This window comes from Bacillus sp. Brlt_9 (assembly GCF_051948935.1).
Taxonomy (GTDB): domain Bacteria; phylum Bacillota; class Bacilli; order Bacillales; family Bacillaceae_G; genus Bacillus_A.
Map to the genome: position 1 here is coordinate 402,136 of NZ_JAYJLO010000003.1, position 21,244 is coordinate 423,379.

Below are 21,244 nucleotides of genomic sequence, written 5' to 3' on the forward strand. Positions count from 1 at the left end.
ATTTATTCCCCCAAATATTGATTGGATAAAATTTGCACCTCAGGATGTAAATCTACATTAAATTTATCTCTAACAGCTTTTTGCACGAAAGTGATTAATAATAGAATATCGTTTGAACTTGCATTACCTAAATTGATAATAAAATTACCGTGTTTTTCAGATATTTGAGCGTTTCCAATTTTATATCCCTTTAATCCTAATTTCTCTATTAAATCACCCGAATAATTCGGTAAAGGATTTTTAAATACACTGCCGCAACTTGCTGCTGTTAAGGGTTGTGTTGATAACCTATATTCTTTATTTTTAGTTGTCATCTCAACTATTGTTTCTTTATCAGCATAAGTTAGTGAAAATGTTGCATCTAAAACGATGTAGTCTTTGTTTTGGATAACACTATTTCTATATGAAAAATCCATTTCGGCGTTCGATAGCTTTTTTATGAATCCATCACGACCTAGAACAGTTATACTATGTAAGACTTTAGAGACGGAACTTCCGTGTGCCCCGGCATTCATCGCAACAGCTCCACCAACAGAGCCAGGAATACCTGCACCAAATTCCATACCTGATAAACCTTTCTTTGCTACATTCAAACAAAATGCAATAAAAGATAAAGCTGCACCCGCGGTAACCTGAATACCTTTAAACTCTAATGTTTCGAATGATTTACCCAATTTAATTACTACTCCCTGTATACCTTCATCTGGAACAAGTATGTTTGATCCCTTTCCCAAAATAAAATGTGGTATTTTTTCCTTCATTAATATAGGAAATAGTTTTCTTAAGTCTTCTACACTGTTTATATGTACTAAGAATTCAGCCGGACCTGATAATTTCCAAGTGTTATATTTTCTTAAAGATGCATTTTCTTCAAAATTTAACTTTAGTTTCAATAAAATATCTCTAATATCATTCATTGTATTCATCCTTCCTAAAAAGTAGAGAGCGAACCGAATAAAAATATATAAATTAAAAACCTTGTCTTAAAATAGAAAAACAATTTATTATGTTCTTCTATTTAAAACAAGGTTATATAGAAACATTACTAAATCAATAACCAATGAGATTATAAGATATAAGTATAAATAAGAAAAGACTAAGAATATAGGAATAAAGAAAAATACTGTCGTTTTTAGATAAGGGATACAAAATACAATCAATATTATGAAACAAATTATGCTTATCCCTGTCTTTAAATTGTAGTGTTTATATAAGGAGTTCATTTTATCACCTTATTATAGAAAGAAAAATAATTCCCGATTGAAAATTAATCATCTGTAACGTAATTCAATGCCATACAAGTGCATATTTCTATCGTGATCAAATCTATTCCAGCAAACTTGACCCATTGCTCTTCTAGGAACATTTTCTTCATCGAAGAAAACCTCTACAAACTCTGAAATGATTTCCGTTTCAGTCTCTATTTTTAATCCTGAGTAACTAACATCTAAAATGGTTACAACTCCAATTTGATTAAAATCAGAAACCACGGCTTGAAATTCCACACTCTTCCTTTCTTCTTTTCTTAAGTTATCAACACGAGAATGCTCAATTAATTTAAACTGATATACTGGTTTCTCTTTATACTCAGAAAGGTTTTGATATTGAATTTTAAAGAAGTGAATGTATTCATAAGTGGAATATATCAAATTGTAAATTTCGTTGGTACCAAAAGGAACTGGTGAACCGTTTAAACTTCTTGGAATCAAAGTATATATATATTGGTTATCGTCATCTATTTTGACAATTTTGACTGTAGCTATTACTCGGTGATCATTAGTAATCACCTCTGCTGGCTGATGAAATTGCATAAAAGTTTTACACCCCCTAAATTTGACTAATTATACTTATTTATTTTAGATTTTCAAAAAAACTTATTAATCAAGTTAAAAAAACTTATAATACAAATTCTCAATAAAGCAAGCATCATCTAATTATTATTTTTGCATTATAAAATAATGCATTGCATTGTAAAGTAATGTAAAACAATATCTTGCATTACTTTACAATGCAAATATTTTTTAACCATAAATTCTTATGTCCTCTTTCTATATCTCACTATGTTATCACTTCTTACTTCTTATTTAAGCTACAGGTTTGGTTTTTTTACTTTTTTCTCCCAAAACTAAATTGCTGAGTAAAATATGAACAATACAAAGGAATAGATAATATTTTAGGGGGATTTAAAATGATTAAGGAAATTATTTTAGGTGGAGCAATTTTAATTGGAGGATTTGGCGCAACTCAATTTTTTGGAGAATCAGCAGAACCAATTACTCTTACAAAACAAGACGCAATTGTATTTGTAGAACAACAAGCTGTATCTTCAAATATTGTAGATGAAGCAACGCCTTATACTTCTCCAAGTGGTAACAAGGGATACAAGATTACATTAAAACAAGCCAAAAACATTGCCGAAATGGGACACTATAAAGAATGGGTAGTCACTTCGGGTTCTGGAGATAATCCTGTAAGATTTTCACCAGCAGAGTAAAAATAAAATAATAATAAAGCTCAACTCTTGAGCTTTTTTTCACGGAAAGATTCTTTATTCGTAGGTAGATTTTACTCATAGTTGTATGGGATCTCTCAAAAATAAAACCCTAGTCAATAATATTGACCAGGGTGGCAAGATTAATTATTTTGGTGCCCATTCTCTTTAGCGGTATCATCAATTCCATTCAATTTATCTTGTAATACATCTCTTAATCTATTTACTTCTTTATCCTCTGCAACTACATAGGATACCCCTTTAATCATTTTTGGTTCAGCCGTATATTTAATAGTATCTATGTTTTCAGCTTTTATATTTCTCATTTTAAGAGCAAGTAAACCTAAATCTTTATATGATACATTTGATGTAAAGTTTTTATCAATCGCTCCCATAATATCCACTATCTTCGGTATATTGCTTACAGAAATTGTTTGATCAATAATTGCTTTAACAACTTGCTGTTGTCTTCTCATTCTACCGAAGTCACCTTCACCATCACCTCGGAAACGAGCATAATTTAATGCCTGTATTCCATTTAAAGTTTGGTCACCTTTTTTAAGGGAGAATCTTGTTTTAGTTATTCTATCACTAAAGGTTAAATCTTTTTCTACTTTCACATCAACCCCGCCAATTGCCTCAACCATATCTTGGAATCCTTTGAAGTTGATAACAGCGTAGTGTTCGATCGGAACTCCAAAAATTTTCTGAATGGTTGCCGCAGTTAAATCTACACCACCCTTTGCAAAGGCAGCATTGATCTTTTCATACCCATTTTGCCCAGGAATCTGTACTCTTAAATCTCTAGGAATGGATAATAGAGATATTTTATCATTTTTCGGATCTACTATACTTAACATAATTGTATCACTTCTATTATTTTTAAATGATTCACCATCCACACCTAACAATACCATCGCAAATGGTTTTTTTGTATTTAAACTAGCTTCATCATCGAAATGATCAACACTTGAAATTTTTCTTACTTCCTTAGTAATTTGTTCTTCGATGGTTGGTTTTGGGTTAATTGTATTCCAAATGTATTCGTTAAAAACAAAATATCCACCGTATACTAATACACCAAAGAAAAATACAGACGTTATAAATTTTATAAAACCAAAAATTTTCATTCATACACCTCATTATGACGTTCAAAAGAAATTGTGATAAGTATTTATTCTTTTATAAATCCTCTTTCCCTTAAATTCAATTTTTTTATACAAATTTGATTAGTTTTGGTAAACTTCGCTTTTTTTTGTTTATAAATAGATTTATACAAAACACTAAGGGAGATTTACGATGATACAGACAAATAACAAACTAGCAGTATTTAAAAATATTATCACTGAGAAAGCACTTGAAATTTTCGGAGATATCGAAGAAATAGAATCAAATATATTTAGAGTTGTTTTAGATAATGGCACTTACATTAATATTGACTTAAACAAACCTTGGAATAAATTTCTAGAAACGAAAGATGAAACTGTAATTACAAATTTTATAAAAATGCAAAGTGATATCTTTTCAAATCTTGAACATACAGATAAAACATATGAATCCTTAAAGAAAACACTATTGTTAACAATCCGCTCTACAGAACTATTAGATGCACTGAATAATAAAGGAAAAACTTTTAGAAGAGATATTGGGAAAAACTTAAATGCGGTTGTGATTAGCAATCAGAATTCATATACACAGGTTGTCACTAAAAGTTTATATGATGATTTACCAAATGAAGAAGAAATCTTTGAAACAGCCCGTGAAAACCTACTTCAGAAAGGATGGGTCGGCCCAACCAAAACGCTTAATGAGGATATGTTTGACCTTTGTATTTTTGAAGATAGAAAATTCAACTCTCATTATCAATTTTTTATTCGCGAATGGATGGATAAGCATTTTGGTAATTGCTATATCGCTTTTCCTTCGAATAATGTAGCGTTTGTATTAAGATTAAAAGATCCAAGCTGGAAATCCTGGATAAAATGTCTTGAATTCTACTCGAACATTGTTAAAAAAACATTTGATGATGCAAAAAGCCCATTGTCCCATAATATCGTTGAATATAAAGACGGTGCATATACTGTATTATAGAAAAACAAGCCCTTTTGCTACTAATAGCATTAAGGGCTTTTTTTCTATTACTCTCAGTAATTTATCCGCAATGCAAAACAATGCAATACATAACTTTGCAATGCTAAATAATACTAAACAATGCTTTACAATGCATTGCATTATCTAACAATGTATTACATTAGAAAGCAATGCTATGACTTGCATTATATTGCAAAGCAATATCTTGCAAGTCAAAATACCCTCTACCTAATTAGCATTGCAAAATTATTATTTAGCATCGTAAACAAAATGGGAAATTCCTATAATTTTTGTTTATAATATTTAATATAGATATATTAAAAACTTTATATAAGATAACTTTTTAAATATAAACATTCACAACTTGGAGGTTCTACAATGAACGTAATTAAAAATGTATTAGCAAAAGTATTAGATCTAGGAGCAAAAGAAAATTTCTCAACTTATCAAGATGATGATTTCTACACAGTTGTTACTCTACACAAATCGACTGTTCTTTATGCTAGAGATAAACATCAAGCTGACGAACTAATAAGACTTCTAGAAAGTAAGTACCCTAACTGGGACAATATAAAAAGCCTTCAACATTTAAGAGATGTTGATCCGAGTTTTTACGAAACAATACGTCCTATTTTAAGAACGTATGCCGTACCAAAAAAGTTAAATGGTAATTATATGTCTACGTTAACAGCTGATGGCACAGTGAAGTATAAGTTGTCAAACGGTAAACTTGTAACTGGTTCACACATTAACGAAGGTATTGCTATTCGATTTGATAATACTATTTGTCATTTAGATAATATTGCAGTTGGACGAGTAATAACTTCTATGGATTCTGAATTACAATTAAAAGAGTTGTATAACAGTACAAAACAGTATATACCTTGGGCATCTGATAAAATTTTCGAAGTTATTAACCAAGAAGCAGCACTTATAAATTATTTAGTACAGAGTAAAGATGCAGTCCGTACAGGCAGTCCCCTCCCCTCTCTTGATCCGTTAGTTGCAAGTAAAGTGCAATTTAAAATCAATGGTAAAGTGAGCGAAAGTAAGTTAGCAGCATTTGAAAACGGTATGAAAAAGTTACTAAATATGACTGGACTTCACGGAGTAAAAAAAGAAGTACAAGGATTTATAAAAGGGATTTACGCTACTGAAAAGCTAAAAAAAATGAACCTCAATGTAGATAATGAAGCACTACACTCATTATTTGTTGGGCCTCCGGGAACCGGTAAAACTGAGGTTGCTCGTATTATGGGTGATCTATTGTGGTCTATGAATATGATAAAAGAAAATAAAGTGGTAGAACTTTCAAAAGAAGATTTAGTAAGTAACGTAATTGGTGGTACGGAAGAAACAACTAAAAAGAAAGTTGAAGAAGCTTTAGGAGGAATTTTATTCGTAGATGAAGCTTATATGCTAAAAGGTTCAGGAGATAATGACCAAGACTTTGGTAAAATTGCGCTAGAAATTATTATGAGATATATGGAAAATCATAAGGATAATTTAGTAGTCATCTTCGCTGGGTATGAGAAGGATATTAAAGAATTACTAGATATAAATCCTGGTCTCCCTTCTCGTTTTGCATTTACTTTTAAGTTCAACGATTTTGTACCTAGTGAGTTAGCTGAAATTGCTGATGGTATGCTAAGTTCAAAAGGATTTGTAACAACAAAAATCCAAAATGAACTTAATGATTTAATGAAATCTAAAGCAAAACAAGGTTCACTTTCTGGAAATGCTCGTGACGTAAGGGTACTAGTTGAAGAGATTGTAAGAAAACATAAAATTCGTGTGGCTGATCACGATATTAATGCAGCTGTTATTAACCCGGAAGATGTTCAATCACTTCTTCATAAAAAACAAGAGAAAAATGAAGATGCATTACTTAAATTAAGACTAGAAGCTGAAAAAGAATTGCATTCCTTAGTTGGTATGCAACAATTAAAAGATCAAGTAAAGACTTGGGCAAATTATGTAACAATTGAGAATAGAAGATTTGATCTTGGAATTAACACAGAACCACCAAAGTTACACTCTAGTTTTGCAGGAAATCCAGGAACAGGTAAAACTACGGTAGCTAGAATTGTTGGAAAGATTTTAAAAGGTAATGGTATTCTATCTAGCGGTCATTTTGTAGAAGTTAGACGTAAGCATTTAGTAGGAAGCTATATGGGACATACAGCTCAGAAGGTAAACGAAGTTGTACAGCAAGCCCTTGGTGGTGTTTTATTTATTGATGAAGCGTATGGATTGGTAAAGGGTGAAAATGATACTTTTGGTCTTGAAGCTGTTGATGAACTAATTACTGCTCTAGAAAATCATAATGATTTAGTTGTAATATTTGCTGGGTATCCAGAAAAACTAGAAGAACTATATGCAACTAATGCTGGTTTCCGCTCTAGAATAGCAGAAACATTCTTATTTGAAGATTATTCTTCAGAAGAGTTATATCAATTGTTTAAAATCCGCATTAAGGCGGAAGGTTTTGAAATCACTGAGTCCGCTTCAGAGAAAGCCAACTCACTTATTAAACAAGCTAAAGATAGCGGGTTAGTCAAAGATGGTAATGGTCGTTGGGTTAGAAACTTTATTGGTAAAATTAAAATGGCACAAGCCAATCGTTTAATGAATGAAGGTTCAAATCTTCTAACAAAACTAGAATTAAGTGATGTTGAAATCGGTTTTTCGAAGCTATAATTAAACAAAAAACGTCCGTGTTTTAAACGCGGACGTTTTTTTCTTCTAAATAAATTTAAGAGAGAAGTTATATACAGACCAGTACTCTATCATATTTTGCAATGCATTACATTGCAAAATATTGCATTGCGTTGCGAAATCTATGGATTTCTTGCATTACTTTACATTGTTTTGCATTACATATATATTACTTTGCATTGCAAAACATTATAATTTAATTACTAATTTCATATTCTTGTATACATTCTGCATTACTTTGCAATGCAAAGTAATTACTATTCTTTGTTTTTAACGGGATTTCTGCGTTTATCGCACTACAAATCAGTACTTTATACTACTAAACAGTATTAACGGATAGTAGAACTAGTATTCAATCACTGCTCAATACTCCAGCTACATTTAAACATCTGCTACTTTTATACCGATTCCATATGCATTTTAAGATACTATTCCTATAGCTCTATCCATCTTATAGTTCTTCTAGACAACAATTAGTTCATACTACACACAAGAATTATAGATTATTATAAATTTTTTCTAGCTTCATACCTCTTGATGCTTTTAACAATAAGAATAAATCTTCTTTTTGTATTTTTAGATGTTCAATTAGTTCATCGACAGTTGTGAAATATTTTGATTTAACGTCCGAACTGATAGAACTGTAAGAATGTTTCGTTTCACTTCCTACAAACCAATACAAAATTTCACTATCATTTGCTAGTACACCCAGTTCCTTATGGATCCCCCTGCTCTCATCACCAAGTTCAAAAATATCTCCAATTATCGCTACTTTCGTTTTTGTAGTCTGTATTGTTGATAATGTCTCCAAGGCTGTTTTCGCCGATGTCAGGCTAGAATTATAACAATCTAAGAGAAAACTATGTCTCCCCTTCTCTCTAAATTCTAGTCGAAGCGGCTGATTCTTATATTTAAGCAGCCCTTCCTGTATTTGATCTTCGTCCAGTCCAAGAAGTTGGGATAATCTAATTGCAAATGCAGCATTTTTAAAATTATGCTTACCCACAGTCGGAATCGTATAGTTAAATCCATTGATCTTACATAATATACCTTTATCGCTTAAGGATTCCCTTGATTCGTGCAATGCATTATTATTGTTTTGCAATGCAAAATATTGCATTGCATCGTGCCCTTCCGCATCTTTCTTTTGCGGTGCACCTGCCGCGCACATTGCAATATCGCCACTTTGCATTGCAATGCAATGCTTTTTAGGTTTATTCTCTATCCCCTGTTTTATAGCGGATTCCCTTGCGGCGCACTTTTCATTGTTATATTTTTGCATTGCAATATTGCCGTGACTCTTGCCGGGCCACTGCCCTTCCATAGCCATTCCCTCTGTCTTCCTAATGGATTCCCCTATTACATTTATACTAGAATCGCATATTTCATAGCCCTTAATATGAGATAGCAAAGGTTCATCACCATCAATTAAAATGTTTTCTTTGTTAATCAAACCGCTCATAATTTCAGATTTCGCCCTAGCGATTCCCTCTCTCGATCCGAGTAAGCCTATGTGCGATTCCCCTATATTCGTTATCATTGCATAGTTTGGATTGGCTATATTGCTAAGCAATTCAATTTCGCCGAAATGGTTCATACCCATTTCTACTATGCAAACCTCTGTATCCACTGGCATAGATAGCAAAGTTAATGGGACTCCTAAGTGATTGTTGTAATTCCCCTCGTTTTTATGAATCTTAAATTTTTCCGCAAGTGTGGCCGAAACAAATTCCTTAGTTGTTGTTTTGCCGTTTGATCCTGTAATCCCGATTACTATTGGATTTACCTTATGTCTATATTTATTTGCCAAATCCTGAAAAGCTTCTAGTGTATCTTTAACCAAAATAAACTCTATTTTATTTTTACAACTTTTCGGTATTTTAATACTCTCGTTCCATAAAGTTGCGACCGCGCCTTTCCCGATAGCTTTTTCTATAAAACTATGTCCGTCTGATTTTGAACCTTTAATTGGGATAAATAACCCACCTGGTTTTAATGCATCAGTGTTAAAGTGAACATTAGTAATTTTCGTTCCAATCAAATCTACCAACATTTATATTCTCCTGCCTTCTATTTCATTCTTATTTGTCTATAAATATTTATCTAACAAAATTAAATATTCCCTTTCCTTACTTTAAAAAATTAAATGTTTACTGGTTGATTTTATTTAATGGAATAGTTTTTAATGTTTCTGCTATATATAAATCCTTATTGGGAATTATAAATTCAATTTTCATTTCAATCGGAAATACATTAAGGGGGAAAAAATATGTGTGGAATTGTTGGGTATATCGGCTTAGAACCAGCACAAGGACATTTGATATCAGGATTAAGTAAACTTGAGTATAGGGGCTATGATTCAGCTGGAATTGCAACGATGGAAAACGGAAAAATTACGATCTATAAACAAAAAGGTCGTATCAAAGATTTACAAACTATCTTAAATTCAGATAACAACGCAACGATCGGCATCGGGCATACTAGATGGGCTACACACGGTCCTGCTACTAAATCAAATGCTCATCCTCATTCTAGTACGACTGCTCGTTTCGTATTAGTACATAACGGTATTATTGAAAATTACAATGAGCTAAAAAATGAATACTTAAATGATATTCAATTTAACAGTGATACAGATACTGAAGTTATTGTTCACTTGTTAGAAAAAATGTCTAACGACTCTTCTGACACTTTCGAAGCATTCCGTAAAACAATTCAATTACTAGATGGAAGTTATGCATTAGCTATGCTAGATAAAGAACATCCAGAAAACTTATATGCTGCTAAAAATAAAAGTCCCTTATTAATAGGCACTAGTAAAAATGCTAATGTAGTTGCTAGTGATGCAATGGCTGCGATAAATATAACTGATCATTTTATTGAATTAGAAGATGAAGAGTTGGCTATACTAACAAAAGACACTATTAGTCATTTTAAATTAGATGGTACTGTAGTTAACCGTTCACCTTTTAAAGCTGAGATTGATCCGGGTGATATCGAAAAAGGAACATATGACCACTATATGTTAAAGGAAATCGATGAACAGCCAACGGTGATTAGAAAATTGATTAATGAGTATACGAATAATGAAAACTTCAGTATTGATGAGGAATTGATTAGTACTGTTTTAGCATCTAATAGCATTCATATTGTTGCTTGTGGTACAAGTTATCACGCTGGACTGGTTGGTAAGAAATTGTTAGAAAAGTTGTCTAATATTCCAACACAAATTCATATTGCTAGCGAATTTACTCAGGATGTACCAATGATGGCATCGAATGACCTTGTAATATTTATTTCTCAAAGTGGAGAAACTGCTGATAGTCGTGAAGCTTTACAGATTGTTAAAAAACAAGGTAATAAGACTTTAACTATTACTAATGTCAAAGGTTCTACATTATCTCGTGAATCTGATTTCACACTTCTATTACACGCTGGTCCTGAGATTTCAGTAGCATCTACTAAGGCATATACTGCACAAATAGCTGTTCTATCGATCTTAGCTGACGTTGTTCGTGAAAAAACAGGGCGTTCCAAATTGTTTGATTTAAAGAAAGAGCTTTCTAAGATCGCACAAGGTATGGAACAAATGATTGCTCATAAAGAAGAATTTAAATCGATTGCCTCGGAGTATTTATCTACAGCCCGAAATTGCTTCTTTATCGGCCGTACTATGGACTATAACGTGTGTTTAGAAGGCGCACTAAAATTAAAGGAAATATCCTATATTCAAGCTGAAGGGTTTGCTGGTGGAGAATTAAAGCACGGCACAATTGCATTAATTGAAAAAGGAACACCGGTAATTATTCCTATCACTTCACCTGAAGTAAACTTGCTGATTCGTGGTAATGTCCAAGAAGTTAAGGCTCGTGGTGCAAATTGCTGTATTCTTTCAATGGAAGGTCTAAGTCAAAATGGAGATAGATTTACAATACCGAAGACACATCCTATGCTATCTGCATTAGTTAGCATTGTTCCTATGCAAATGATAAGCTATTACGCAGCTTTACAACGTGGCTGTGACATCGATAAGCCACGCAATTTAGCAAAATCAGTAACTGTAATGTAATCCGAAAAATTAATATCAATATTCTAGATAAATAGAATAATAGATATAAAATAGAGTTATAACATATAAAAAAAACTAACACCAAAGTGAGGACATAAAATGAAAAGTAAAAAAATTATCTTAGGTGCAGCTCTTACTGGCGTATTAGCTCTATCCGCTTGCGGTTCAATGGGTACTGTTGCCACTTCAAAGGTTGGAAATGTATCTGAAAGCGAATTAAATAAAGAACTTAAAGATCAATTCGGGCAAAAAGTTTTATACTATACAATGGCTAAAAAGGCTCTATTAGATCAATACAAAGTAACTGATTCTGAAGCTGAAGAAAAAGTAGAAGAAATGAAAAAACAAATGGGCGACAATTTTAAGCAAAGTTTAGAACAAATGGGTATTAAAGATGAAAGCGTACTAAAAGAACAAATGAAAGTCCAAGTCGCGATACAAAAAGGAATAAAAGAAAGTATTACAGAAAACGATTTAAAAGATCATTATAAGCCAGAAATTAAAGCGAGTCATATCCTTGTAAAAGATGAAAAGTTAGCTAAAGAAATCAAGGATAAACTTAAAAATGGTGAGGATTTTGCAAGTCTAGCAAAAGAATATTCTGAAGACCCGGGTTCTAAATCAAAAGGTGGAGACTTAGGTTACTTTGGCCCAGGCGTTATGGATAAAAACTTCGAAGAAGCTGCTTACAAATTAGAAAAAGACAAAGTAAGTGATCCAATTAAGTCATCATTTGGTTACCATATAATAAAATTAACCGACAAAAAAGAACTAAAACCATTCGAAGAAATGAAAGATGAGATTCGTAAGAAGTTAGAAACAGAACGTTCTCAAGACCAGAGTGGTGTATGGAATCAACAAGTGGTAGATAAAGCACTTAAAAAAGCAGATATTAAAGTGAAAGACAAAGATTTAGAAGGCACATTTAAGAATATAAAATAATTCAAATTATATTTATCCAGATAGCACACATCTTCTACAAGATGTGTGCTTTTTATGTAAGAAGTTTGATACTACAGATAACGTGCAGCTAAAGAAATTCATCCATTTATTAATATGTACAGAGATAATAAAGTTGTTTAATTTACAATAAAGTCATTTAAAAAATAATATAGTTGTTTAAAAATCCTTCTTCTACTAACGAGGCAGGTTAGTGGAAGAAATAGCAAGTGGGTTTAACTAGGAGAAGTGTTGATGACATTAAAGAAGACACCGAGGTGTCTTCTGTTTTTTAAATTAAAAATATCGATAAATTAGGATTTATTTACTTAACATTATACTTATATTCGGACCGAGGCATCTAATCGGTGAGTATATACAAACCAAGTAATGCTTGCTGTTAATAATGTTGACGAAATTAAGGCTGTAAGAACACTATATGTTTGCCAAATAAGTATCGTTGACCAATCGAAGGCAAAAAACATTATACACTGGGCAATCGTAGCGATTAGGAAAATAATTGTTACGATTGTTCTCTTTTTTGTCATTGACTGCTGCTCATTCGTTTTCCTTTTTCTTAATCCTAAGAAAAATAACAGAACGGCTAATAGGCAAAGAATAATTGTGGTAGACGACAAAATGATGTCCAAAAGCTGTGTGCTACTTTTCTCATATGGCTGAGTTAGATTGCCGTTTAATATATTTTTAACTTGTAGTACCAGGTTTATATTGGTATTTGCGCCGTTGCTCAGTAAGCAGATGGCTGTTCTTTCATTTGGCAGTATGGCTACTTTGGTACTAAAATTTGGATTACGCCCAGTGTGTTCTATAAACGTTTGTTCGGCGTTTACCGACCAACCTGCCGCATAATACATATCATTGACAGCCGAAACAGACATATCACCTCTATGTGATTTTTCGATGGCCCTGTGAAATATTTCGGGTATGTCCTGCACGATACCCATCTGTATGCCCATCCAACGCGCCATATCTTTTGTATTAGAAATGATATAGCCGGCAGGTTTATTCCCGGCATAATCCGGAGCGTTAAATGGAGTTGTTATAAAAAAGGAAGAACGGTAGCCCTGTGCTAACTGTCCAGTGGCTTGAGCATCTTCTTTATAAACATACGTCTGGTGAAGACCTAAGGGTAGAAATACCTGTTCCTTCATAAAGTCTTCATAGCTTTGTCGTGATACAATCTCAATAACCAAACCCAATACGTCATAATTAACGGTTCCATAGTTATATTGTTCACCGGGAGAGAACGCCAATTCTGCATCTACCAGCGTTTCCACAGTCTTTTGCAACATATCAGGCGTATTACCTTGTGGAATATTTTGAAGATGTTTAATATTTGTTAGACCGCTGGTATGGTGAAGAAAGTTATTTAGTGTAAGGTTTTGCATATCAACAGGTTTACCTTGATACTTTAACGTAAACCAAGGTAAATATTTTTGGATAGGGTCAGTCATTGATAGCAGCCCTTGCTCTTCCAATAGCAAAATCCCCATACCAGTAAAAGCTTTACTCACCGAGGCCAACTCATAGAGTGTATTTTCACTTGCAGACAGGCCCTTTTCAAGATCTGCATACCCAGAAGAAAAGTAGAACACTTCACCATCAGCAAGTATTGAGATTGACATTCCAGGCACACCTGACGTACGACAAGCATCATCTAGCAATGCTTGTATTGCCACAGATTTCGAATCTGACAACGCATAACCTTGTGTTGCGAATCCTGAGAATAATATAAATATCGTTAATACAAAAACAATAGTCTTTTTCATACACTCTCCTTTTTGAAGAATTATAAGGTTATAAATAACTTATTTTTATAACTATAAACTAAATTCTAATTTATCTTTCTATTCACCTGTATAATATCAAATAATTGCGAAGAGTTAAACTTAAACTAACGGTGGCGTTAGTTCAATAAGAAGTAAACAACTTTATTATTCATTTTTTAAGCATTACATAAGAAGATGGATATAATTTGAAACAACTTTAAAGAGCCTTGCTGCATATAGAATGTAGTGAGGCTCTTATCTTTTTTAATCAAAATTCAATAACTTTATTATCACTATACATAATATATCTGATTAATATCACGGATAATTTCAAACCTATATGAGTAAAAAAATACAAATTTGTAATTTGAATGGTGAATATTTTTATATTAAGATGTTATATATTATATTGAAAGGAGATTTGATTGATGATAGGAAAATGCGCTTTATGTAATTCAGACAAAGAACTAAAAAAAAGCCACATAGTACCTAAATTTATCGGAAAGTGGCTTAAAGAAACGTCGGCAACAGGTTATTTAAGGCAAGGTGCAAGTCCTGACGCAAGACATCAAGATATTTCAAAGCAGTATTTACTATGTGGTGAATGCGAATTAATATTTTCAAAGAATGAAAAATTGTTCTCCGAGAAAATTTTCAAGCCATTTCAAAATGGTTACACTACATTTCAGTACGATAGCTGGCTAAAAGAATTCATTATATCTGTTCAATGGAGAATCCTTGCTGTAAAAAAAGAAACAGCTACAGGTTTATCTGATAATTTCCTAAGAATTTTAGATAATACGTTTGAAATGTGGCGCGCGTATCTCAATAACGAAAGTAAAGACACTGGATTGTACACTCACCATATTTATTTTTTTGATGAAAATGAAATACAAAACAAAAAACAATACCTACCAGAAAGGCCTAATATGTATTTGTTAAGATCTATAGATTGTCAGGTAATAACTAATAATGTTAACAACCTTTCTATATACTCGAAATTACCTGGCATTCTAATTTGGTCACAACTTTATCCTGAAAAAATTGAAGGATGGCCAGAAACAATAATAAGTGATAAAGGTATACTATCAATACCTCAAGAATGCAATGTTGATCGTTTATGGGAATTAATTGGTAGTCTAATAAACGAATCACGTATGGGCCAAATAAGTGAAGCTCAGCTTGAGAAAATAATAAAGTCTTCTACAAAAAATAAAGAGAAGACGAAAAATTCAAGATCATATGCAGCCCTACTCGCAGATGAAAATCTAAAATAAATATAATTATATAGAAATAAAACGTTTTAGAAGAGTTATATTTAAACGTGTTATTTCTATATTCTTTTTAAATGTTGTGTAATTAAATTATCAAAGTTTTCTAATTTAAATACATAATATTTTGCATTGCAAAATATTGCAAAACTGGAGGGAGTAATTATTAGTCAAAAATTAAAGTTACGCTACACAGTTTCAGATTTAAGTGCCATTCTTATCTCTTCAAGTACAATGTTCAATTAAACAAGTTTTTTAAAGCCTCTAGAAGCCCCTTAGAGCTTCTTTGTCACTTCTGAATACCATTGCATCCCCCTCCCCTCTAAAACCTTAATATGAAGGTATATTTCCGATCTTTTTTTACTGAATTTGTAAAAATTCACTTGTTTTTTATTTGAAATTCTACACAACAAGTTTTCGTCAGAATATTTTAACTAAAACTAATTAACTCTTATTTCAATAAATAATTTTGAATAAAATAAAAAACTATGTAATCATAGTTTTTTACTCTTGGTTTAATTTTAATTTTTCGATTCTTTCGTTCCTTACTTTATCAATTTCCTTTCCAAAATCATTCGTTGAAATTTTAGTAAGATTTGTGATAAGAATGAGTTTCTCTGTTAACTCAGATATGAACATTGCAGCCAGATCACTATTCGGAGTGTTATTTACATACTTATACATATCGTCTACTTTATTACCTTCCTTAATAAGCATATAGTTAAGTGTTTCCAGTAAGGTTACCCTTTCCTCTAATGCTTCATTAATGCGTCTGTGAAAATCATTAACTAGTAGTACATATGTTTCTCTTTTCCCTTTTTCATAACCAAAGACAGCAATCTGCTCTTTACCAACTGTAATATCTAACTTGTAAACCTCGTCTTGGTATGAGTCCATTGAAATAAACCATTCCTTTATTTTCGATTCAATTTGCTCGATTTTTCTAACCAGTTCTATGATTCCGTTCATATTCATTCCTCCTAGTTGTATATAAATATATTATAATGACTCGTTTATAAAAATGTGGATAAATTTCACAGAAATTTAAAATAAGGTTGTTTAGTTTCAAAAATACAATATAATCACTTTAATCGAAAGAATGGAAAGAGGTAATCGAATTGAAATTAAGAGACTTATTAAGTGATTGTAAATATACTGTAGTGCAAGGTGATGTGAACGTGGACATTGAAAGTCTTGCATACGATTCTAGGAAAGTAGATAAAGCTTCAATGTTTATTTGTATTACAGGGAAATCTCTTGATGGACATAGATTCTTAGATAAGGCGATTGAGAGTGGCGCAGCCGCAATATTAGTGGAAAAAGATGTTGAAGTAAGCGATAAGCGTATTGCGGTGATTAAGGTGCATAATTCTAGAGAGATTATGTCACACCTTGCCGATCGATTTTATAATGAACCCTCAAAGGATATCAATATGATCGGTATCACTGGGACAAATGGTAAAACATCTATATCGTTTTTAGTATCTGAAATCCTTCAATACGTACAACGAACTGTTGGTGTAATTGGTACAATTGGCATTCAAGTTAATAATAAAACGCTAGATATCGAGAAAACAACTCCAACAACTCCTGATTCATTAGAAATGCAAATGATACTAAATGAAATGAAGAGACAAGAAGTTTCGGATGTCGTTATGGAGGTTACTTCAATAGCAATTGATTTAAACCGTGTTGATCACTGCGGCTTTAATATTGGTATCTTCACTAATCTTACTGAAGATCATCTTGATTATCACGAAACAATGGAAAATTATAAAAATGCAAAGAAGAAGCTGTTCAATATGTGTGAAACTGGCATAGTGAATGTCGATGACCCTGTAGGGTTGGAAATAAGTGAAACCGCTGATGCAACTATTATTACGTATGCAATAGACTCAAAAGCTGATATACAAGCACAAAATGTTCAGTTTACACCGACTGGTTCCTCCTTTGACTTAGTACTTTCTGACAAGGTGTATCATATTAAAATCAACCTTCCTGGTAAGTTCAATGTTTATAACGCCCTTGCTGCTATTTCTACGGCGTTGAAACTGGGTGTTAGCATAGTTGATATCAAAGAAGCTTTAAAAGGCATCAGAGGAGCAAAAGGACGTTTTGAGAGTGTATTGAGTAATAGAGGGTTTACTGCTGTAGTTGATTATGCTCATACACCTGATGCTCTAATGAATGTATTAAAAACTGCAAGACAGTTCAATCCAAACAAAATAATAACTGTGTTTGGCTGCGGTGGTGATCGTGATAAAACAAAAAGACCTATTATGGGAGAGATTTCAGGAGAACTATCAGATTTTACGGTAATAACCTCTGATAATCCGCGAACTGAAAATCCTGAGCAAATATTAAAAGATATTGAGCAAGGTGTAAAACGTAATACACAGCAGTATACAATGATTGCGGACCGAAAAGGAGCTATTAAAGAAGCTATTTCTATGGCCAGCATAGGTGATATTGTGATAATTGCAGGTAAAGGGCACGAAACATATCAAGTGTTTAATGATCAAACAATTCATTTTGATGATATGGAAGTAGTTCTCGAATTTCTTAGTTAATTTAATGATTTAATTTATTCCTAAATTACACTTATGAAACAAAAAAGAACACGGATTCCTCTTAAAATACGTGTTCTTTTTTTATCTCAGTGAATTAGATTGCTGTTGGAAGTTCCAAAAGGAAAGAATGCTAAAAAAAGGGAATACTTTTATCGTATATAAAATAGACAATGGATGTTTATTTAATTAAGGAAGTGTTTAAAATTGTCTATTTTCCCCTCAGTATATACACAGAATCTATTTGCAATAAGCTTGTTGCTATGGAGTCTAATAGAATTTAGAGTCCTAAGGAAAGATAAAAGTAAACGGCCTAAGAAACAAGATATAAAATCAATTTCATTATTTTCAGTTTTAATAATTATGTTTACGATAGTTTCTTTTAAAATATTTCATTTGCAGATAGGTACGATTCCTGTGCAATATGATTGGTTATATTGGATAGGCCTATCTATGATGTACTTGGGTATAATTCTAAGGCACTATTGTGTATATTTTATGGGAAATCAGTATGTTGCTACTTTACGAGTTAATGAAAAACCTAAATTAATTACACACGGTCCTTTCGGATTAATTCGTCACCCTTGCTATACTGGCTTTATTGTAGCTCTGTGGGGTGCTAGCATTACAATGCTAAATTACGTATTTGTTGCATTTTTAGTGTTAGCTTCGCTTATTCTTTTTTTAATCCAAATAAAAATTGAGGAAAAGCAGCTAATAAAATATTTCGGAAAAGAATACGAAGAATATATAAAATCAACGAAAAAACTGTTCCCATTCATTTACTAAAAAAATGGAGTTGGTAAATTCCAACTCCATTTTTTGCTTCATACAAATGTTGTTAATCCTTATTTATTATCTTCAAATTCTGAGCAATAGTCATTCGCATATACTTCTTTTCTAAGCATCTCGCAATAGCCTTCACGACTACTATCAGGATGATAGAAAATACAGTTTTTACAAGAATCTGACATAAGACACCCCCTATTTTTTAACATTAATTATTCTAGCTATATTTTTGTTAAACTGAAGGAAAAGCTCATATTTTAATTCATTTAAAGTGTGAATTAAGAACAGGTCATCTTGTTGTTTTGGAAGTCCGGTACGTTGTAAGAATGTTCGAGGATGATAAGGCTTTTCGAAGTTTTCAATAACAGAATCTAATAAAAGAAGTTCCTTGTTATAATCTTTGAATGCATCTTTAAAGCCTGTTTCTAATTCGTTATAAGTAATTGGGAAGGCGCTAAAGAATTTAGGATCCATTTCATACTTCAAGAAAGCAAAGTAATCGAGTAAGAAGAAGACATATAAGGATTTAATTTGATTTTTCTTTAATTCTTTAAGTTTGCTTAGATATAAAGACTTGGTTGAGAACGGGAAATCCTCTGGTCTAACAGAAAAAACGGCATCAAAATAGATCTCGATTGTAACAAAAGAACTTAGAACCATATAAGAGTATGGGGATGGGCTGTCATCTGGCTTTATTTGTTTTGATAATTCAAATGCAGCATCCTGAAACATTTTTCTAGTTTTATTATCCAATCCTACACCTCATTCACATTAAAAGCTTAAACATAAATAAGTAGTTAGTTACCTAAGTATAAAATCCTAAATACAAATGAAATAATAGTAGTGATGACTTATTTAACGTTTTTGTAGTATAATGAGTATTCCTATATATCTACATAGTTTGATATACTTAAATATAATGGGTCAATAAGTATTAATTTACTTTAAGCAAGTCTGTCGTTATTATACTTCTTAAATAAACGATAGAAAGAGGTGGGAAAATGCAGGGGAAATTGCGTAAAATAGGGAATTCACAAGGTGTTATTCTTCCAAGTCAATTTCTAAAGAAGATGGAACTGAGAGAAGATGAGATTGTTGAAATTGAATATGATGCAACTAGGAATATGATATTAATTAAACATCCTGATAGTAATTTTAATAATTTTGATAGTGCACCAAATGATTTCGATGCTTTACTGGAAAATAAAGTAAGGCGAATAGTAAAAAAAATAGAAGCTGAACAAACTTCTAAAAATTGCTAATGGGAGTCACTACTTTTCGCTGTTGGATGTGTCAAGTAGTTAGATAGTTAGTCGGTTCAGCTTCTATGTAAAAAAGAGAGGAGGATATACTCTTCTCTTTTTTTATTTAGTTTTGCTTAAAGCGGAAAAATGTTAATAGGACTGTCTACTTTACGTGTTGGATGTGTCTAGTAGACCGTTAATATTTGGTTAAGCTTTTATATTAAAAAGAGAGGGGATAAATGCCTCTCTTTTTTTATTTATTTTTGTTTTGCGCCGTCTTTCACATCTTCAACAGTAGTGTCGATTTTATCAACATTTTCTGTTGGAGTGAAGCGATTTGTTTCTTGTTTAACTTTTTCAGTAACTTTATCTAAATCATCCACTTTAGTGTTTGCTTTATTAAGCTCACTAGTTAAACCTGATTTTTCGTTTTCTAAGTTATTGTTTTGGTTACCAAGTTTGTCATTTTCTTTAGCTAATTTGTCGTTTTCTTTAGCTAACTTATCATTTTCTTTGCCTAATTTGTCAATTTCTTTACCTAATTTATCATTTTCTTTACCTAACTTGTCGTTAGTAGATTTTAGGTTTTTGTTTTCTGCTACAACTTTATCGTATTCTTTTTGAAGATCAGTAAGTTGTTTTCTTGTATCTCCAAGAAGTTTGATGTTGTTAGCAAGTTCTTTTTCAACTTTTTCTTTCTGAGCTGTAGTAAGGTCTAGTGTTTCTGAAGTTTCAATAAACTGAGCGCGTAGATCATCATATTGCTTAGAAATTTCCTCAATTTGAGCTGTCAATTTAGCAGCGTGATCTCTAATTTCAGCGTTATCAGCCTTTAACTGTTCAATATCTTTGTTCTTATTTTCAATGATTCCATTTGCTAATTGAACTTTATCGTTAGCACTTAATTTTAAAACTTGAAGTTTTTGCATAAGTGTTAACTCATTTTGATCATAACCCTCTACTTTTTGTTTAAGTGAATACAATGCGTTTTCAGTATTCTTAAGTTTTCCTTCACCAGTAAAGTATAGTCCTAGACCAGTGCCTGTTGCTCCGATTGTTAAAGCTGCTGCACCTGCGATAAGTTTTGTTTTTAATAACATTTTCTTGTCCCCCAATTGATTTCTGTTTTTTGTTTTTTAGTTTGTTGTTTGTTACATTCACAATGTTATAACATTGTTATAACATTGTAAAGCATATAATCGATTTATTGCGTTAAAAATATAATTAGTTATATATAATACACCAATAAATAATCAAATGCGTTATAACATTCAT

The 21,244-nt window shown here is 32.0% G+C and carries 18 protein-coding genes; 9 read left to right on the forward strand and 9 right to left on the reverse strand.

Translation table 11 applies throughout. The features are described from left to right. Window positions 1–2 precede the first annotated feature (2 nt). Entirely contained in the window at window positions 3–917 is a 915-nt protein-coding gene (gene murB, locus VF726_RS14430) for a UDP-N-acetylmuramate dehydrogenase (protein ID WP_440169264.1), read from the reverse strand. Window positions 918–1,271: 354 nt separating this feature from the next. Continuing rightward, window positions 1,272–1,811 (reverse strand): PilZ domain-containing protein, encoded by a 540-nt coding sequence (locus tag VF726_RS14435; RefSeq protein ID WP_440169265.1) that lies wholly within the window; start codon window positions 1,809–1,811, stop codon window positions 1,272–1,274. 377 nt (window positions 1,812–2,188) lie between these two features. Between VF726_RS14435 and VF726_RS14440 the strand changes: the two genes are divergently transcribed. After that, the gene (locus VF726_RS14440) at window positions 2,189–2,494 is read left to right on the forward strand and encodes a hypothetical protein (protein ID WP_440169268.1); all 306 of its coding nucleotides are present in this window, start codon (window positions 2,189–2,191) and stop codon (window positions 2,492–2,494) included. A 140-nt stretch (window positions 2,495–2,634) separates the two neighbouring features. On the opposite strand, the gene VF726_RS14445 is transcribed toward VF726_RS14440, so the two are convergent. Further along, complete coding sequence (locus tag VF726_RS14445; protein ID WP_440169269.1) at window positions 2,635–3,621, reverse strand: LCP family protein; 987 nt, start codon at window positions 3,619–3,621, stop codon at window positions 2,635–2,637. Window positions 3,622–3,790: 169 nt separating this feature from the next. On the opposite strand from VF726_RS14445, the gene VF726_RS14450 reads away from it, so the two are divergent. Both VF726_RS14450 and VF726_RS14455 read left to right on the forward strand, forming a co-directional pair. After that, the gene (locus VF726_RS14450; RefSeq protein ID WP_440169272.1) at window positions 3,791–4,582 is read left to right on the forward strand and encodes a hypothetical protein; all 792 of its coding nucleotides are present in this window, start codon (window positions 3,791–3,793) and stop codon (window positions 4,580–4,582) included. A 378-nt stretch (window positions 4,583–4,960) separates the two neighbouring features. Then, window positions 4,961–7,282, forward strand: a complete 2,322-nt coding sequence (locus VF726_RS14455) for an AAA family ATPase (protein ID WP_440169275.1) — start codon at window positions 4,961–4,963, stop codon at window positions 7,280–7,282. Between the two features lie 514 nt (window positions 7,283–7,796). On the opposite strand, the gene VF726_RS14460 is transcribed toward VF726_RS14455, so the two are convergent. Beyond that, a complete protein-coding gene (locus VF726_RS14460) occupies window positions 7,797–9,353 on the reverse strand; it encodes a UDP-N-acetylmuramoyl-tripeptide--D-alanyl-D-alanine ligase (RefSeq protein ID WP_440169277.1) in 1,557 nt (518 codons plus the stop codon). A 216-nt stretch (window positions 9,354–9,569) separates the two neighbouring features. Between VF726_RS14460 and glmS the strand changes: the two genes are divergently transcribed. Both glmS and VF726_RS14470 read left to right on the forward strand, forming a co-directional pair. Beyond that, entirely contained in the window at window positions 9,570–11,369 is a 1,800-nt protein-coding gene (glmS, locus tag VF726_RS14465; protein WP_440169279.1) for a glutamine--fructose-6-phosphate transaminase (isomerizing), read from the forward strand. Between the two features lie 99 nt (window positions 11,370–11,468). After that, a complete protein-coding gene (locus tag VF726_RS14470; protein ID WP_440169282.1) occupies window positions 11,469–12,311 on the forward strand; it encodes a peptidylprolyl isomerase in 843 nt (280 codons plus the stop codon). 338 nt (window positions 12,312–12,649) lie between these two features. Here the strand turns inward: VF726_RS14470 and VF726_RS14475 are convergent, their stop codons facing one another. Further along, on the reverse strand, window positions 12,650–14,098 hold the full coding sequence (locus VF726_RS14475; protein ID WP_440169284.1) for a serine hydrolase domain-containing protein: 1,449 nt from the start codon (window positions 14,096–14,098) through the stop codon (window positions 12,650–12,652). Window positions 14,099–14,526: 428 nt separating this feature from the next. Between VF726_RS14475 and VF726_RS14480 the strand changes: the two genes are divergently transcribed. Further along, complete coding sequence (locus VF726_RS14480; protein ID WP_440169286.1) at window positions 14,527–15,375, forward strand: hypothetical protein; 849 nt, start codon at window positions 14,527–14,529, stop codon at window positions 15,373–15,375. Between the two features lie 498 nt (window positions 15,376–15,873). Here VF726_RS14480 and VF726_RS14485 read toward each other — a convergent pair whose 3' ends face one another. Beyond that, on the reverse strand, window positions 15,874–16,338 hold the full coding sequence (locus tag VF726_RS14485; RefSeq protein WP_440169288.1) for a hypothetical protein: 465 nt from the start codon (window positions 16,336–16,338) through the stop codon (window positions 15,874–15,876). Window positions 16,339–16,487: 149 nt separating this feature from the next. Between VF726_RS14485 and VF726_RS14490 the strand changes: the two genes are divergently transcribed. After that, window positions 16,488–17,939 carry a UDP-N-acetylmuramoyl-L-alanyl-D-glutamate--2,6-diaminopimelate ligase gene (locus tag VF726_RS14490; protein ID WP_440169290.1) on the forward strand — a complete coding sequence of 484 codons (1,452 nt, stop codon included), beginning with the start codon at window positions 16,488–16,490 and terminating at the stop codon, window positions 17,937–17,939. A gap of 255 nt (window positions 17,940–18,194) precedes the next feature. Continuing rightward, window positions 18,195–18,725, forward strand: coding sequence for a methyltransferase family protein (locus VF726_RS14495; RefSeq protein WP_440170187.1), 531 nt, complete (start codon window positions 18,195–18,197; stop codon window positions 18,723–18,725). A gap of 59 nt (window positions 18,726–18,784) precedes the next feature. Here VF726_RS14495 and VF726_RS14500 read toward each other — a convergent pair whose 3' ends face one another. Together VF726_RS14500 and VF726_RS14505 are read right to left on the reverse strand one after the other, a co-directional pair. After that, window positions 18,785–18,910 carry a high-potential iron-sulfur protein gene (locus tag VF726_RS14500; RefSeq protein WP_440169293.1) on the reverse strand — a complete coding sequence of 42 codons (126 nt, stop codon included), beginning with the start codon at window positions 18,908–18,910 and terminating at the stop codon, window positions 18,785–18,787. Window positions 18,911–18,920: 10 nt separating this feature from the next. Beyond that, window positions 18,921–19,478, reverse strand: coding sequence for a hypothetical protein (locus VF726_RS14505; protein WP_440169295.1), 558 nt, complete (start codon window positions 19,476–19,478; stop codon window positions 18,921–18,923). A 248-nt stretch (window positions 19,479–19,726) separates the two neighbouring features. Here VF726_RS14505 and VF726_RS14510 point away from each other — a divergent pair, with 248 nt between their 5' ends. Further along, on the forward strand, window positions 19,727–19,987 hold the full coding sequence (locus VF726_RS14510; RefSeq protein WP_440169297.1) for an AbrB/MazE/SpoVT family DNA-binding domain-containing protein: 261 nt from the start codon (window positions 19,727–19,729) through the stop codon (window positions 19,985–19,987). 239 nt (window positions 19,988–20,226) lie between these two features. Here VF726_RS14510 and VF726_RS14515 read toward each other — a convergent pair whose 3' ends face one another. Then, entirely contained in the window at window positions 20,227–21,069 is an 843-nt protein-coding gene (locus VF726_RS14515) for a hypothetical protein (RefSeq protein WP_440169299.1), read from the reverse strand. Window positions 21,070–21,244 lie beyond the last annotated feature (175 nt).

Bases quoted from the DNA above. Each gene is read 5' to 3' on its own strand.
- murB (WP_440169264.1), bottom strand. From the start codon at position 917: ATGAATGATATTAGAGATATTTTATTGAAACTAAAGTTAAATTTTGAA.
- VF726_RS14435 (WP_440169265.1), bottom strand. From the start codon at position 1,811: ATGCAATTTCATCAGCCAGCAGAGGTGATTACTAATGATCACCGAGTA.
- VF726_RS14440 (WP_440169268.1), top strand. From the start codon at position 2,189: ATGATTAAGGAAATTATTTTAGGTGGAGCAATTTTAATTGGAGGATTT.
- VF726_RS14445 (WP_440169269.1), bottom strand. From the start codon at position 3,621: ATGAAAATTTTTGGTTTTATAAAATTTATAACGTCTGTATTTTTCTTT.
- VF726_RS14450 (WP_440169272.1), top strand. From the start codon at position 3,791: ATGATACAGACAAATAACAAACTAGCAGTATTTAAAAATATTATCACT.
- VF726_RS14455 (WP_440169275.1), top strand. From the start codon at position 4,961: ATGAACGTAATTAAAAATGTATTAGCAAAAGTATTAGATCTAGGAGCA.
- VF726_RS14460 (WP_440169277.1), bottom strand. From the start codon at position 9,353: ATGTTGGTAGATTTGATTGGAACGAAAATTACTAATGTTCACTTTAAC.
- glmS (WP_440169279.1), top strand. From the start codon at position 9,570: ATGTGTGGAATTGTTGGGTATATCGGCTTAGAACCAGCACAAGGACAT.
- VF726_RS14470 (WP_440169282.1), top strand. From the start codon at position 11,469: ATGAAAAGTAAAAAAATTATCTTAGGTGCAGCTCTTACTGGCGTATTA.
- VF726_RS14475 (WP_440169284.1), bottom strand. From the start codon at position 14,098: ATGAAAAAGACTATTGTTTTTGTATTAACGATATTTATATTATTCTCA.
- VF726_RS14480 (WP_440169286.1), top strand. From the start codon at position 14,527: ATGATAGGAAAATGCGCTTTATGTAATTCAGACAAAGAACTAAAAAAA.
- VF726_RS14485 (WP_440169288.1), bottom strand. From the start codon at position 16,338: ATGAACGGAATCATAGAACTGGTTAGAAAAATCGAGCAAATTGAATCG.
- VF726_RS14500 (WP_440169293.1), bottom strand. From the start codon at position 18,910: ATGTCAGATTCTTGTAAAAACTGTATTTTCTATCATCCTGATAGTAGT.
- VF726_RS14510 (WP_440169297.1), top strand. From the start codon at position 19,727: ATGCAGGGGAAATTGCGTAAAATAGGGAATTCACAAGGTGTTATTCTT.
- VF726_RS14515 (WP_440169299.1), bottom strand. From the start codon at position 21,069: ATGTTATTAAAAACAAAACTTATCGCAGGTGCAGCAGCTTTAACAATC.